Below are 14,476 nucleotides of genomic sequence, written 5' to 3' on the forward strand. Positions count from 1 at the left end.
CACTTAAAACTTAATTATAATAAAAGACACGGTTAGAGTAAAAATATTCAACTCGTTTGAATTTTTTTAGAGTTATAGTATAAAATTGTTAAAGAATGAACGGATATTAAAGGGGGATGGGTAAATAGTGGAATACCAAGTTGAAATCGTTCAAAGTAGAGGGAGTGCATACCATGTAGGGCAAGAGGTAGCACGAAAGTATGTGGAATATACACACTTACAAGGGGAAGTTCCTACTATCAACATAGAGGAAATGGAAAAGGTGTATGAAACATTTGCTCCACATTTTATTGAAGAGCTACAGGGGATAGCTGAAAGACTTGAAATACCTTATGAACGAGCAGCTTCCTTATACAGTGGATTTGCAGTACCGAAGCTTTCTGTGATGGGTTGTTCTGCTTTAATGACTCACGACTTTTATGTGAGGAACTATGATTTCTCTCCAGATTACTATGATGGTATATTCTCTCTTATTCAACAAGACGAGACTTTTGCATCTGCTGGTTATAATTTAAGTTTATTAGGACGTCACGATGGGGTCAATGAGAAAGGAGTTGTGGCAGGGTTACATTTTGTTAGCTTTAAAGATTATCAACCTCAAGTTTCTGCTTGGGCTGCCGTTCGGATGGTGTTAGATCGATGTGGATCCGCTAAAGAAGCAATCGACTTATTAAAGGAGATTCCGCACGCCGCCTGTTACAATTTTTCAATTGCAGATTCAACTGGTATGAAAGTGGTTGTTGAAGCGAGTCCAACAAAAGTAATGGTGAGAGAAGCAGTAGATAGGCTACCTTGTGTCAATCATTTTCAGCATCAAGAGTTAACACATTATAATCGCGAAAACATCCAACTCTCTACTAAAAGACTTGATTCATTTGAGGAAATCAAGGATCAGAATATGAACGCAAACGAAGTGTTTGACTTATTTCGTAAGGAAGAATCTCCTTTCTTTTTTAAATACTATGATGAACTGTTTGGTACGTTACATACGATTATGTACGAGTATAAAAGTAAAACAATTACAACTTGTTTAGCCAATGGAGAGAAGATTGTGATTCCTTTTGATAATTGGGTTAAGGGAGAGAATATGACTCTATCTGAACTGACAGGAATCATAACTCGTTGATAAGGGATGAAGATTTGAGAAAAGAATGATGACCAATGGAGAACAAGTAGCAAAGACACTTCATTTATATTAAGCTTTTACTCCTCTTAAAAAATATATCTCTTGTATTCAATCAAAAAGTATAGTAATCTTTATTTTGAATTAAATATGATCGTTTACCACTAGGGGTGCATATGAAATGCTGAGAGAAGCTGTTGCTTCAACCCTTGTACCTGATCTAGATTATACTAGCGTAGGAAAGTGGATGAATGGACTTGGTATGTCTATTTCCCACTCTTTCGTAGAGTGGTTTTTTATTGGCAAAATATTCTTTTTACATTTACCTCCTAGTGAAACGATTAAAAAACAGTAAGGTGGCGATTAAATGATGTGCTTTACAAAACAATTGAGAAAGGAAGCCGATTCCATTTGGCAAGCTAGTTTTGACCATCCGTTTGTGAAAGAGCTCGGAGAAGGAACGTTGTCTCTTGATCGGTTTAAATATTATGTATTACAAGATTCGTATTATTTAAATCATTTTTCCAGAGTTCAATCGATTGCTGCTTCGCAAGCGAAAGATTTACATATGACCAGTCGTTTAGCTTCTCATGCGATTGGGACAAGTGAAGCAGAATTATCACTTCATAAAAACTTTATTGAGCAGCTAGGTGTGACAAAGGGTGAGCTAGCGAACTTTAAACCTGCACCAACGGCTTATTCTTATACGTCTCACATGTATCGATCTGCCTTTACAGGGCGAATCGGTGATACGATTGCAGCATTATTACCTTGCTATTGGTTATACTATGAAATCGGGGAAAACCTTGCTGATAAAAAGCCAGATGAACCTATTTACCAAGAGTGGATTGCAACATATGGTGGAGACTGGTTCCGTCAGCTTGTAGAAGAAGTACTTCACCTATTAGATGAGATTGCTGAGAACGCTTCAGAAGAAGATAAGGAAAGAATGAAAGAGCATTTTATGATTAGTAGTCAATATGAGCTCATGTTTTGGGAAATGGCTTATCAAAAAGAAACATGGTTAGTTAATCAATAAAGAGAGAAAAGAATGAAGGTGTTTAAAGATGAAAAAAGGATTAAATTTAACAGATATTTTAGTAACCATCGTAATTGCAATTGTTTTTGGAATCGTTTATAAATTATGGGGCCCGCTTTGGGCAACAGTAAAGCCGATGGGTTTACATATTGAAGACTTAATCTATGGTATGTGGTTTATTGCCGCAACGGTTGCGTTTTTAATCATTCGTAAACCCGGTGTTGCCTTACTTGCAGAAACAGCAGCTGCCTCTGCAGAATTTATTACAGGATCAGAATTTGGGTTGTCGGTTTTAGTATATGGAATTCTACAGGGACTGTTTGCTGAACTTGTTTTTGCGGCAGCACGTTATAAACGATACGATATTATGATCGTTTCTATAGCAGCGTTTGCATCAGGGGTTGCTTCATTAATTGGGGATTATTATCAAGGTTATATTACTAGTTTAGAAACGTGGAACTTATTATTATTAGTAGGTGCAAGATTACTTGGATCGGTACTCATTGCTGGAGTGTTTGCCTATTATCTTGTTAAAGCATTGGAAGCAACAGGTGTGACGAATCTTGTTCGACCTGCATCGAAAGAAGATTATGATGCATTAGAGAAATAATTAGGATGTGTATAGCATGTCAAAAGAAGCTAGTGTAACAGATTTACGACTCAAATTTCCAGGGAGTTCATCTTTATTATTTAAAGATGTCTCCTCTTCTTTTATTAAAGGAGAAAAAGTATTAATATTAGGTCCTTCAGGGTGCGGAAAATCAACGTTGTTACAAGTGTTGTCAGGTTTGATTCCTCATTCGATTGAGGTGCCAATCAAAGTTGAAAAACAAACAATCCCAAATTCATGGGGTTACGTCTTTCAAGATCCAGACACGCAATTTTGTATGCCTTTTGTGGATGAAGAAATCGCTTTCGTTTTAGAAAACTTACAGATTCCTCGTCAAGAAATGAACGAAAAAATTAAACATTATATCAATATGGTCAGTCTTGATATTGAAAATCTCCACACATCAATTCAAACCCTTTCAGGAGGAATGAAACAGAGACTTGCAATTGCTTCTGTTATGGCGCTTGAGCCAGAAGTGCTTTTTTTAGATGAACCAACGGCTATGCTGGACCCAAAAGGTACAAGGCAAGTGTGGGAGACGATTAAATCGGTTACAGAGGATAAAACCGTTATCGTTGTGGAACATAACTTAAATCATGTATTAGATTTTATTGATCGCATCATTTTAATGAATGCCAATGGAGAAATCATGGCAGACGGACCTAAACAAGAGATCTTGTCTAATTATAAAGAAGAAATCATTGACCAAGGGATTTGGTATCCGGGTGTTTGGGATGATTATATCGAATCAAGAGAATCACTATCATACGACCAGTCCGAGGAACCTCAAATATCATTAAAAAATTTTAAAGGGTTTCGTGGGAAAAAAGTAAAAATCGATATAGAAGAAGCAGCTGTCACAAAAGGAGAATGGATTACGGTTATTGGGGAAAATGGAGCTGGAAAGAGTACACTTCTTCATGCCCTTATGAAGCTAGTGAAAACGTCAGGTGATTATTCCATTGAAGGACAGACAGTAGAAAATATAAAAAAATTAACCGACCAAGTGACGTTTGTTTTTCAAAATCCCGAGTTTCAATTTGTCACAAACTCTGTTTTTGACGAGGTCGCTTTTACATTGAGATTAGAAAAGCATGATGAAATATTTGTTGAAGAAAAAACGAATAAGCTCCTTCATGAATTTAAAATAGATGAACAAAAAAATCAACATCCTTATCAGTTATCCATGGGACAAAAACGAAGACTTAGTGTAGCAGCAGCGATTATTAAAGAACAAAAGATAGTCTTATTAGATGAACCAACGTTTGGGCAAGATGCGAAAAATACGTTTGCGATTTTAGAGATGATTGAACATTGGCAAAGAAGAGGAACGACAATCATTATGGTGACACATAGCATGGAAATCGTTAAACACTTTTCAACGAGAGTGTGGGAAATTTCGAAAGGAACACTTGTTTTTGATGGAGATCCAAAAGACTATTTTAGAAAAGAAAAGGAAAAGTAACAAAGGATTGGAGGTGATAGGACAGTGCAATTTGACTTTACATATAAAGAAACGTGGCTTCATAAAATCAACCCTAGCTTAAAACTGCTGACGATGGTTGTCCTGTTTTTATTTGTGCTGTTTATTCATAACATTAACTATATGATAAATTTTACGATCATTACATTTATTCTTTTTCTCTGTTTTTCAGGTCATCCGATAAAAAGAGTGCTCATAATTATGATTCCTTTTATCTTCATATTTATATCAACGGCAATGTCCATGATTTTATTTGGAGAAGGTGAAACCACTTGGTTTAAGTGGGGACTCATCCATATCACAGAAGAAAGTTTTTTTAGAGGAGTACATATTGGTTTTCGTGCATTAACCTTTGCTGGTTTAGGTGTGACATTTGCATTAACCACGAGGCCTGTTTATTTATTTTATTCATTGATGCAACAATTAAAGCTTCCGCCAAAGTATGCGTACAGTTTTATGGCTGGTTTAAGATTAATTCCGATTATGATTGAGGAATTTCAAACGATACGCTATGCCATGAGGATTCGTGGAGTAGAAAGTAAGAAAGGAATCAAAGGATTTTATGAGAAACTGAAAGCCTTTTCGATCCCCATGTTGTCCCAAAGTATTAGACGTGCCCATCGAATTGCGGTTGCGATGGAAGCAAAAAGGTTTTCACAAGTCAAAGAGAGAACCTATTATTATAAGATTTCTTTTTCAAAGTACGATGTAGTGTTTGTGTTCTATTTTGTAGTGATGGTTTCACTTGCCTATATGTCTAGTCAACAATTTCCATATTTTGATATTTTGGATGTGAGAAATAATTAATTATAAAGGAGAAAATCTAATGAACAACGAACAAATAACCTTTACCTTAAAAAAGGTAAGAGAACAGTGTCCGCTTATTCATAACATTACAAATGTGGTTGTGACGAATTTTACGGCTAATGGATTGTTAGCAGTTGGTGCGTCACCTGTAATGGCCTATGCGAAAGAAGAAGTAGAAGATATGGTTAAGATTGCAGGAGCACTTGTTTTAAACATCGGCACCCTTAATGAAACAGATGTAGAAGCAATGATTTTAGCAGGAAGAGCAGCAAATAAAAAGGGGATTCCTGTTATTTTTGACCCCGTCGGTGCAGGAGCGACTCCCTATCGAACAGAGACGGCCAAACGTATCATGAGTGAAGTTCAAATCACTCTTTTAAGAGGAAATGTCGCTGAAGTGGCAAATGTCATTGATGAAGTTTGGGAAATAAAAGGAGTAGATGCGGGTAGTGGTTCTCAAGACCTTAGCTCTTTAGCCAAAAAAGCTGCTAAGCAGTTAAACTGCACGGTTGTGATTACAGGGAAAGATGATGTCATTACAAATGGAGAAACAACGTATGTTATGAGTAACGGTCATATCTCTTTAACAAAAGTGACTGGGACAGGCTGCTTGTTATCGTCTGTCATTGCTGCCTTTTGTGCGGTAGAAGAAAATACGGTAGAAGCGTCAGCTGCGGCGGTTGGTTTTTACACAGTAGCGGCGGAAATAGCCTTTGAAAAAGAGGGGAGGAAAGGGATTGGCAGTTTTCAAGTTGAATTTTTAAATCAGTTAGAGCAAATAGATGAGATTGAGCTATATAATCGAGTTTTAATTGAAGAAAAAAGGTAATGAAAAACCCCCTTCTTAGTGAAGGGGGTTAATAAATTATGCTACTACTACGTTAGCAGCTTGTGGTCCACGTTGTCCTTCTTCGATATCGAAGTTAACTGTTTGACCTTCTTCTAAAGTTTTGAAACCTTCGCCTTGAATAGCAGAGAAATGTACGAATACATCAGAACCGCCTTCAACTTCGATAAATCCAAAACCTTTTTCTGAGTTAAACCATTTTACTTTACCAGTGTTCATAAAAAATTTCCTCCTAGTGCCATTAAGCACAAAATATTACTATTCTTGCTCTTACATATTCATTCTAGACAAAATTACATAAAAGTATTTCTGCTATCACTCATCATATTCCGAACGCCAATAGTATATTCATCTTAACATACAAATATAAAAAAAGAAACATCTAGTGGAAAAAATATTATTGAAATGATCAATCTAATTTTGAATCATACAGTTGAAACTTGGGATTTACCTAATTGATATATTGGATCATAACATTATCACTAGATGTAATGGTAAGATCAGCAGGAACAATTAAATAAATGCTTTGAATATCCATTCGTTCATATTGTTCTGAGTGATCCATTAACGTTTTTTCTGATATTTGTCTTGAAGGAAAAGGTAGGCTGCCTAAAGAAAGTTCAATTTCAAGATGCTGAGGAACAATGATCAACCTACCATCCCTTATTTTCACTTGATACGGTTTTACATACTTAGAAAAATCATATCCATTCTTGGTTAGATAACCAAAAAAGAGATACCCTTCAATTAAATCCTTATGTTGAGTACTTCTTTCAACAAAAATGTCAGCATAATATTCGGAAAAATCAATGTGTAATGATTTTTCTTGGTAATTGGTAAATACGAATGTGTCTTTTAAGTGTTCTTCTTTCAACTTATCGATGTTTCCCTTTTCTAAAGCTGAATAATCCTTTTCAAAGTCAGTATTGGAGATCTCACTTTTGTTTACTTCGTTGTTAAAAAAGAATGTCATATATAACGTACTTGCGACTATTACAACAACGTAAGCAAGGATCCAATAGTTTGTTGCCTTTAATGTGAAAATGGTGGATTTTTTAAAAAAATGAATAACGCCAATGATAATACCAAGTACTAGTAAAAAAGTGATGAGTTGAGCCCAAATAAATGAATTCATCGTCTTACCTCCAATCGGTTGATAATCGTAAAGGAAACACTGAATAGGACAGAGGCTACAATGACAATTTTAAAGATCAATAAACCACTATTGGTTTCCTTCATAAAAAATGTAAAGGTGTTAGCCATGATCGAATTTTCATCGTTCGCAGATAAAAATAGCGTTCCGAAAAAAACAATAGGGATCATGAAGGCGAACATTTTATGAAGTTGGACAATCGAGCCGACTAAATAACCAATCGAGCTGATTAATCCACAATAGAAAAAGAGAACAATAACAGTGACTAACCCTTCTAAAAAAGTAGCATGTACATTTACGAATTGATCGTTAATAAAAAAATAAACAATAAGCTTTAATAAGTTTCCTGAAAGAATCGAGGTGATGCTCCCGATTAGACAGCAAATGAGTATAAAAAGAAGATTAGAAAGGTTGCTTGTGAACCGGTTTGTGATGAATACGAAGTCTTGGGCACGATAAGGTCTCGTTGTTACTGTTAAAGCGATGATAAACGCCCATATAAACGTAAAAATAATCACCATATCAGCTGTATAGTAGCTAACATAGAGATTGTAATATGCTCCACCACTTCCTGAGCTAGCTACACCATTTAATGAAAAAAGGATGCCCACTAATTGAACGAGAATTAATGAACTAAATGCATCGATATTTGCCTTTAGTTTGAAAAGGAATTGTTTTTTTATTGTTTCTAGTAAACTAATTATTTGAAAAGACATCGTCAATTCCACCTTTAGTTTCATTCGTTAAATATACACATAAATCACTGGTTTTCACGCTAGAGATTTCTAAACTAGAGTCTAAATTTAGTTGTAAGGTCTGGTTATTTTTTACAACAGCATAAAGTGTGTTTTTTCCTAGTTCTTTTTCAAACAATATTTCTTTTCCGCTTAGGAACTCCTTCACTTTTTCGGATGGCCCTTTAATTCCTCCAGCCCATTCTGTTAGTTCTGAAATCGGTTGGTGAAGAAGGACTTGCCCCTTTTTTAAAAGGAGAACATCTTCAATAAGGTTATCAATTTCATCTAAATGATGACTTGATATAAGAATCGTACGTGGAAAAGCGATAAAATCTTTGACCATGACCTGATACATATCTTTCCTAACGGATTCATCCATTCCAGTCATAGGTTCATCAAGGATGGTCAGCGGACAACGAGAAGCTAAACCGAAAATTAAGTTAAACGTACTCGTTTTTCCTTTTGAAAGCTGATGATGATATTGTTTTGAATTAAAAGAAAAGTAGTCAAGTAATCGATTAGATAGTGAATGGTTCCAATTGGGGTAAAAGCGTTTGCCCCAATCAAACACCTCACCAAGAGGAATCGTTTTAGGGAACGTCATATTTTCATCAACAAAAATCGTATTTGCTGAAACGGTTAAACTGTTGAAAGGTTTCTCTGAAAATACGTTTATGTCACCACTTGTTTCTTTTATGTGACCTGCAATGATGTTTAACAAGGTGGTTTTTCCTACACCATTTCTTCCGATAATGCCAGTTATTTTGTTTCCTTCAATTGTAAAAGAAAGATTGTTTAAGATTTTGTTTGATCCGTATGTTTTTACTAGATTTCTACATTTTATCACCTTTCTGACCCCCTTTTCATTTCTTCTCTAAGAATCTGTATTAATGTTTGTTCATTAATTTGTAGCTGTGCTGCTTCTAAAACGAGTTCTTTTACTAAACGATCAAACGTTTGATTTTTCCGTTTAGCGATAATTCTTTCTTTTGCTCCTGCCGAGACGAACATACCGAGCCCCCTTTTTTTGTACAAAATTTTTTCATGGAAAAGGAGATTAAGCCCTTTTGCGGCCGTAGCAGGATTAATGGTATACATTTCAGCTAATTGATATTGAGAATACACTTTTTCATCCTCGTCAAAATGACCATTCAAAATTTCTGTTTCAATCCATTCTGCGATTTGAACATAGATAGGATTGGGACTATTTGAGTTAAGTATTGGTTTCGCCTCCTTATAACCTAGTGCATTACTGTTGTAATGTAGTATATACTATTACGGAAGTTTTTACAATAAAAAATTAGCTTTTATCTTAAAAAAAAACTTATGGTAAGTAGCGTTAAAATGAATCATTTAGAAGGGCTTTATTTTCTATACCTAGCTTTAGTTTGCGGAAGCACCTGCGTAGCAGGAGGTGTGGTATAAAACCACCTACTTTTAGTAGCATTTCTTTTAGTCGGCTTTAGCCGATAAAACTCGTAGGCGGTTCAGTCCGCCTACGAGAAACCTCCGTACTTTAGTGCGGAGTCGTTTATTTCGTGAAAATCATGAGGAGTTTATTTGAAAGATTGAATAAGGTTGTCTTCATCAACATTGTAACCAATTTTGACGCTGAGACGTAGTATATGATGTTAAGAATGTTTAAATAGGAGGAATATAGATATATGTTTTATCATCACCATTGGGGACGTGGAAACAATGACCCTTTCCTATATCAATTACCTATGGATACCTATATAGCAGCACCTCAACAAGTTTTCAGTCAGATTAACCCTCACCTTCGATATGAAGATATTCAATGTTTGGTTAAGAATAAATTACTGGAAATTGAAAGGATTTCATTTTTGAGGATGAGATATGGTTTATCTTTTCCAGAAGCCAGACAGTGGGCAAGAACTTGGGATAGTTATCATTTAAACAAGGTTCAACAAAAAGGAGGTCATCATTACAAACCAAATTTCTCACTTTCAAGGAGTAGCATCTTAAATTTTGAATCGCTGGTCAATCAATATGCTTCAAATGCATACCTTGGCCTTTTAAAACTATCAAGTCAATATTCTGAATCAAGCACATATGAACTAACTTCAGTAGATATTTATGATTTGACAGCATCTGACGTATATATTAAAGAGCAATCATCAAATATTTCCTATGAAGATACAGGAAGTATGTTATATATGGGTACTTCTACACTCAAAAACAGTAGCTCAGATACTCAAAACTTGACAACACAATCTTTCACAAAAACGACAACTGATTCTATCTCCTATACTGTCACTGAAGGGATTGATGTTGGAACAAAAATATCCGCTTCAGGAACTATTTTTGGAGGAGAAGTAAGTTCCACTTTTTCTTATAGTAGTACAGATACAACGTCAAGTTCGTCATCAGTTTCTTATACAGCTTCAGCTCAAGATATTTCTGTACCAGCTAATACAACAGCAATTGTAGATGTATATCTACAAAAAGCAACACTAACTGGTACTGTTGATTTACATGCAGCTCTTAATGGAAATATACAAGTTGAGTGGAAGGTGGATGGCGTTTTTGATAAGACAGTTTTTACACCCTATTTATTTTTTTATGAAGCCATTGACTTTGGGGGAGCATCGGATTTACCTGACACTCTTTCACTTGATAAAACAAATAATAAACTCTTATTTAATGGAACAGGCAGTTATACGTCAAATTATGGCGCAAATTTTATTGTAGAGGTTTCATATGCTAACAGTGATGAATCGGTAGCATCAAGAGAAGGAAATGATTCAATTAAATACTCGATACCAGTTAAGCCTATAGATAAAGAAATAATCAAAACGACCACAGTAATTATACCTAAAGAAGAAGATTAAACCACTAGTGGCCGTTTTAAGTTAGTAGCTTTGAAGAAAAAATATTATGGGTGTTATGAAATTTGAGTATGCTTGAAATTGCTCTTGATTTATTTAAACTGAAATTCGACTTTCTTTTCTGCTTCATTCCAAGACAAAGAGGCATCGAACGTTTTGTCGCCTTTTTTAAATCCTTTAATTTTGTTGGTCTTTCCTGTGTCTAATATTTTTTTAACATTTGCTTGCGAAATTGTTTTTCCTAAGATCTTTTTAGAAATAGAAAACTTGCAATCGGTCTTCTTGTAGTTTGAACAGCCGTAAAATTTCCCGAAATCAATAATTGAGCCTCCGCACAGTTTACATGTACCAACTTTCATTTTTGTTTTTTTATATGGTTTTTGCGTAGATTGTGAACAGATTTCTTCTACTTGACCTTGATCAAATGACCAGGTTTCTTTTTGTTGTTTAGCATCTTCAATTAATTTTAATGCGAGCTTACTTACTTGCTCCATAAAAGCTTTAGGAGAGGCTTTACCTTTACTAATTTCTGCTATTCTCTGTTCCCACTTTGCTGTCATGCTAGCCGAAGTTAAAAGATTCTCTCCAAGTGCTTCAATAATGAGCATTCCTTTAGAGGTTGCAAAAACTTGGTTTTTTTTAATATCAATATAGTTTCGTGATTTTAATAGATTAATAATACTTGCTCTTGTTGCTTCCGTTCCTAACCCTTCCGTTTGATTTAGTATTTTTTCTAACTCACGATCTTCTAAATGTTTTCCTGCTGTTTTCATTAACGTAATTAAGTTTCCTTCTGTGTAACGTTTAGGCGGTTGCGTCATGCTTTCTCGTAAGTTGATTTTTGCAACGCTTCCTTTTTCTCCAATGTTTACGTCTGGAAGGAGTTGGTCTTTTTCTTTATCATCTTCAAAGAATACTTTTCTCCATCCTTCATCAATGAGTTTCTTTCCCTTTGATCGAAATTCAGCCCGACTATCTACTAGAGAGTCGAGTGTCATATAACTAAATTTGGCAGGCGGATAATGAGCGGCAATTAACCTTCTAACAATAAGGTCAAATATTCTTCTTTCTTCAACTGAAAGTTTTGAAACGTTCGGAACTTGTTCCGTTGGTATAATTGCATAATGATCAGTTACTTTTTTTTCATTCACATATCGTTTGTTGCTTAAAATCGATTGTATTGGCGCAGGTAATAACGCTTGATAATCCTCAATACTTTTTAATTGATCAAAAATAATAGGGATCGTTAACGCTTCTTCTTTCGTTATAAAACTTGAGTCTGAACGAGGATAAGAAATAACACCTTTCAAATAAAGCTTTTGAGCAATATCTAATGTTTTTTGTGGTGGATATTTAAACAATTTATTAGCTGTTGCTTGTAGGCTGGAAAGGTTAAAAAGGAAAGGAGGGTGGTACACTTTTTCTTCCTCTTTTACATTTACAACGGATGCCGGTTTGTTTTTACAAAACTCCCCAATCGCTATAGCTTGCTTTTGATCCATGATCTTTGTTTCACCTTTAAAATGCCATTTCGCTTGAATATCGTATTCTCCGTATGTTAATTTTGCTTCTACTTCCCAAAAAGGTTGCGGTTTAAAATCAGTTATTTCTTGTTCTCTTTTGACGATTAAAGCGAGTGTAGGAGTTTGCACTCGTCCGATAGAAAATACATCTTTCACTCCTTGTTCTTTCAGTAAAAGGGTATATAATCTGGATATATTCATACCAATGAGCCAATCGGCACAAGCTCTGCTTAATGCACCATAATATAGTGAACGTGTTTCATTTTCAGTAAGGAGATTTGAAAACCCAGTTTTGACCGATTTTTCTGTTAAAGATGAGATCCATAACCGTTTCATCGGTTTTTGAACACCACATAGTTTAATAATCGTTCGAACAATAAGTTCTCCTTCGCGGCCCGCATCACCCCCGATCACAACTTCTGTTACGCTCGGCTGTTTTAATAGGTCTTTGATGGTCTTAAATTGTTTATATTTATTTTTTGAAACCTTATATTGAAATTTGTCAGGCATGATAGGTAACCTATTGATATCCCATTTTTTCCATTCTGGTTTATATTCTTCAGGCGGCTTTAATTCACAAAGGTGTCCAATTGCCCAAGTGATTTGTGCTCCTTGAGGGAAAAGCTCGTTAGGAGTAATTTCATAATATCCGATCTTTTTTTTATGGTTAAAAGGGGCTGCTAGCTTCGCCGCTTGATCAGGTTTCTCGGCAATCACAATTTTCATAAAATAATCCTCTCTAAACTTGAATTCGTTCCATTTCGCTCTCTCCCTTTATAGCATATTTTCATTTGTATGGGTAGCTGGTCATTTCTCACGAATGGTAATTTTATTTAAATGATGCATATTAGTTTACATTTCGAGTAACGAAATATATGATAATTAAAGTAAATTTGAAATGACTTAGTTAGAGGTGACCCTTAAATGGAAGGTCAAGAAAAGAAGTTGGTCTTTTTAGTTTGTATGGTTTTAGCTTTTTCGGTATTAAATGGTACGATGTTCAATGTGGCGATTCCTGATATCGCTAAATCTTTTGATTTGTTACCTTCACAAGTAAGCTGGGTACTGACAGCCTACATTGTTGTTTTTGCAGTTGGCTCACTTCTATATGGAAAATTAGCAGATATTTATTCAATTCGAACGATTTTTACATTTGGAATTGCTCTTTTCTCAACAGGTGCATTTATAGGTTTTATTTCGATAAATTTTGAAATGCTTTTAGTAGCGAGAATCATCCAAGCTTTAGGAGGGGCGACTATTCCAGCTTTGGCGTTTTTAATACCGATTCGTTTTCTCCCTCATATTAAAGGAAAGGTGTTCGGGATGATTTCTTCAACGGTGGCGTTTGCTTCTGGAGTGGGACCTATTTTCGGTGGAATCATCGGGGGAATGTTGAATTGGCGATTTATGTTTTTATTAGCCGTTTCATCAGCAATTACCATTCCTTTATTCCTGAAATGGCTTCCTAAAGAAGAGAAGAAACAAGGAAAAATTGATTATTTAGGTGCACTATTAGTAGGGTTATTCATTGTGAATTTATTACTATATATCACAAGTTTTAATGTTTACTTTCTTCTATTATTTGTTTTGTTCTTTAGCTTATTTATTTGGAGAACAAAGAAAGTGGAACAGCCATTTATTGATCCGTTGCTATTTAAAAATCAAAATTACTTGATGACAATCTTAACGAGTTTTCTAAGTACAGCTGTATTATTTGGTTTGATTTTCTTGATGCCTATTATGCTCAGAGACGTTTATCATCTATCTACGATTGGCATTGGCTTTGTTTTGTTCCCAGGTGCCTTTTTATCAGGGATGGTCGGACAAATTATCGGGTCAATTATTGATAGACGAGGGGGAATTCCTGTCTTAAAGACAGCTCTTGTTTTAATTAGCTCAGGTCTATTTTTATTATCAACGTTTGCAGGAAGTTTCCCATGGCTTTTAGCGATTTGTTTAATGGTCGCTTATGTTGGATTCCCATTAATGCAAAGCTCAACGGCTGATTTGCTTTCAGATTTTTTAGAAAGTCATCAGCAAGGGGTAGGATTAGGCTTATTTAATTTGTTAAACTTTACCGCTGGGGCTTTAAGTAGTACTATTATCGGGAAAATTTTAGATCAGCAAACGACTTCGGTACATTTAAACTTATTTAATAGCCATGAACAAAGCTTTATATATAGTAATGTTTTAATTGGATTAGTGATGATTGCTCTTATTGCGTTTATTTTCTTTTCGTATAGTTTTACAAAGAAGAAACGTCATTTTCCTTCAAATGAAATAGTGAGAGAACAATAATTCGCTT

Annotated in this window: 14 protein-coding genes and 1 riboswitch; of the genes, 8 read left to right on the forward strand and 6 right to left on the reverse strand. The window is 35.1% G+C overall.

The window, feature by feature from the left end:
• Window positions 1-127 precede the first annotated feature (127 nt).
• From LC087_RS02275 to thiM, 6 genes are all read left to right on the forward strand, one after another.
• A complete protein-coding gene (locus LC087_RS02275; RefSeq protein ID WP_226538881.1) occupies window positions 128-1,126 on the forward strand; it encodes a C45 family autoproteolytic acyltransferase/hydrolase in 999 nt (332 codons plus the stop codon).
• Between the two features lie 153 nt (window positions 1,127-1,279).
• Window positions 1,280-1,382: riboswitch (TPP riboswitch) on the forward strand.
• Between the two features lie 111 nt (window positions 1,383-1,493).
• On the forward strand, window positions 1,494-2,162 hold the full coding sequence (tenA, locus tag LC087_RS02280; RefSeq protein ID WP_306020743.1) for a thiaminase II: 669 nt from the start codon (window positions 1,494-1,496) through the stop codon (window positions 2,160-2,162).
• A gap of 28 nt (window positions 2,163-2,190) precedes the next feature.
• Entirely contained in the window at window positions 2,191-2,772 is a 582-nt protein-coding gene (locus LC087_RS02285) for an ECF transporter S component (protein WP_226538882.1), read from the forward strand.
• Between the two features lie 16 nt (window positions 2,773-2,788).
• Entirely contained in the window at window positions 2,789-4,237 is a 1,449-nt protein-coding gene (locus LC087_RS02290) for an ABC transporter ATP-binding protein (protein WP_226538883.1), read from the forward strand.
• Between the two features lie 24 nt (window positions 4,238-4,261).
• On the forward strand, window positions 4,262-5,062 hold the full coding sequence (locus LC087_RS02295; protein ID WP_226538884.1) for an energy-coupling factor transporter transmembrane component T family protein: 801 nt from the start codon (window positions 4,262-4,264) through the stop codon (window positions 5,060-5,062).
• 19 nt (window positions 5,063-5,081) lie between these two features.
• The gene (gene thiM, locus LC087_RS02300; RefSeq protein ID WP_226538885.1) at window positions 5,082-5,891 is read left to right on the forward strand and encodes a hydroxyethylthiazole kinase; all 810 of its coding nucleotides are present in this window, start codon (window positions 5,082-5,084) and stop codon (window positions 5,889-5,891) included.
• 36 nt (window positions 5,892-5,927) lie between these two features.
• Here thiM and LC087_RS02305 read toward each other — a convergent pair whose 3' ends face one another.
• The 5 genes from LC087_RS02305 to LC087_RS02325 all read right to left on the reverse strand — a co-directional run bounded on the left by LC087_RS02305 (window position 5,928) and on the right by LC087_RS02325 (window position 8,954).
• Window positions 5,928-6,128 carry a cold-shock protein gene (locus LC087_RS02305; protein WP_226538886.1) on the reverse strand — a complete coding sequence of 67 codons (201 nt, stop codon included), beginning with the start codon at window positions 6,126-6,128 and terminating at the stop codon, window positions 5,928-5,930.
• Between the two features lie 232 nt (window positions 6,129-6,360).
• Window positions 6,361-7,044 (reverse strand): hypothetical protein, encoded by a 684-nt coding sequence (locus LC087_RS02310; RefSeq protein ID WP_226538887.1) that lies wholly within the window; start codon window positions 7,042-7,044, stop codon window positions 6,361-6,363.
• A complete protein-coding gene (locus tag LC087_RS02315) occupies window positions 7,041-7,778 on the reverse strand; it encodes a hypothetical protein (protein ID WP_226538888.1) in 738 nt (245 codons plus the stop codon). The genes LC087_RS02310 and LC087_RS02315 overlap by 4 nt, the downstream gene beginning before the upstream one ends.
• The gene (locus tag LC087_RS02320) at window positions 7,759-8,646 is read right to left on the reverse strand and encodes an ATP-binding cassette domain-containing protein (RefSeq protein WP_226538889.1); all 888 of its coding nucleotides are present in this window, start codon (window positions 8,644-8,646) and stop codon (window positions 7,759-7,761) included. Before LC087_RS02320 ends, LC087_RS02315 begins: the two co-directional genes overlap by 20 nt.
• A complete protein-coding gene (locus tag LC087_RS02325; protein WP_371932644.1) occupies window positions 8,643-8,954 on the reverse strand; it encodes a GntR family transcriptional regulator in 312 nt (103 codons plus the stop codon). Before LC087_RS02325 ends, LC087_RS02320 begins: the two co-directional genes overlap by 4 nt.
• A 509-nt stretch (window positions 8,955-9,463) precedes the next feature.
• Here LC087_RS02325 and LC087_RS02330 point away from each other — a divergent pair.
• Entirely contained in the window at window positions 9,464-10,651 is a 1,188-nt protein-coding gene (locus LC087_RS02330; protein ID WP_226538890.1) for an ETX/MTX2 family pore-forming toxin, read from the forward strand.
• Window positions 10,652-10,740: 89 nt separating this feature from the next.
• Here the strand turns inward: LC087_RS02330 and LC087_RS02335 are convergent, their stop codons facing one another.
• Window positions 10,741-12,897, reverse strand: coding sequence for a DNA topoisomerase III (locus LC087_RS02335; protein WP_226538891.1), 2,157 nt, complete (start codon window positions 12,895-12,897; stop codon window positions 10,741-10,743).
• Window positions 12,898-13,095: 198 nt separating this feature from the next.
• Here LC087_RS02335 and LC087_RS02340 point away from each other — a divergent pair, with 198 nt between their 5' ends.
• The gene (locus LC087_RS02340) at window positions 13,096-14,469 is read left to right on the forward strand and encodes an MFS transporter (protein ID WP_226538892.1); all 1,374 of its coding nucleotides are present in this window, start codon (window positions 13,096-13,098) and stop codon (window positions 14,467-14,469) included.
• Window positions 14,470-14,476 lie beyond the last annotated feature (7 nt).

Origin of the sequence: Bacillus carboniphilus (assembly GCF_020524035.2) — a bacterium.
Taxonomy (GTDB): domain Bacteria; phylum Bacillota; class Bacilli; order Bacillales; family JAIVKR01; genus Bacillus_CC.

Bases quoted from the DNA above. Each gene is read 5' to 3' on its own strand.
- LC087_RS02315 (WP_226538888.1), bottom strand. From the start codon at position 7,778: ATGTCTTTTCAAATAATTAGTTTACTAGAAACAATAAAAAAACAATTC.
- LC087_RS02290 (WP_226538883.1), top strand. From the start codon at position 2,789: ATGTCAAAAGAAGCTAGTGTAACAGATTTACGACTCAAATTTCCAGGG.
- LC087_RS02310 (WP_226538887.1), bottom strand. From the start codon at position 7,044: ATGAATTCATTTATTTGGGCTCAACTCATCACTTTTTTACTAGTACTT.
- tenA (WP_306020743.1), top strand. From the start codon at position 1,494: ATGTGCTTTACAAAACAATTGAGAAAGGAAGCCGATTCCATTTGGCAA.
- LC087_RS02340 (WP_226538892.1), top strand. From the start codon at position 13,096: ATGGAAGGTCAAGAAAAGAAGTTGGTCTTTTTAGTTTGTATGGTTTTA.
- LC087_RS02330 (WP_226538890.1), top strand. From the start codon at position 9,464: ATGTTTTATCATCACCATTGGGGACGTGGAAACAATGACCCTTTCCTA.
- LC087_RS02305 (WP_226538886.1), bottom strand. From the start codon at position 6,128: ATGAACACTGGTAAAGTAAAATGGTTTAACTCAGAAAAAGGTTTTGGA.
- LC087_RS02335 (WP_226538891.1), bottom strand. From the start codon at position 12,897: ATGAAAATTGTGATTGCCGAGAAACCTGATCAAGCGGCGAAGCTAGCA.
- LC087_RS02285 (WP_226538882.1), top strand. From the start codon at position 2,191: ATGAAAAAAGGATTAAATTTAACAGATATTTTAGTAACCATCGTAATT.
- thiM (WP_226538885.1), top strand. From the start codon at position 5,082: ATGAACAACGAACAAATAACCTTTACCTTAAAAAAGGTAAGAGAACAG.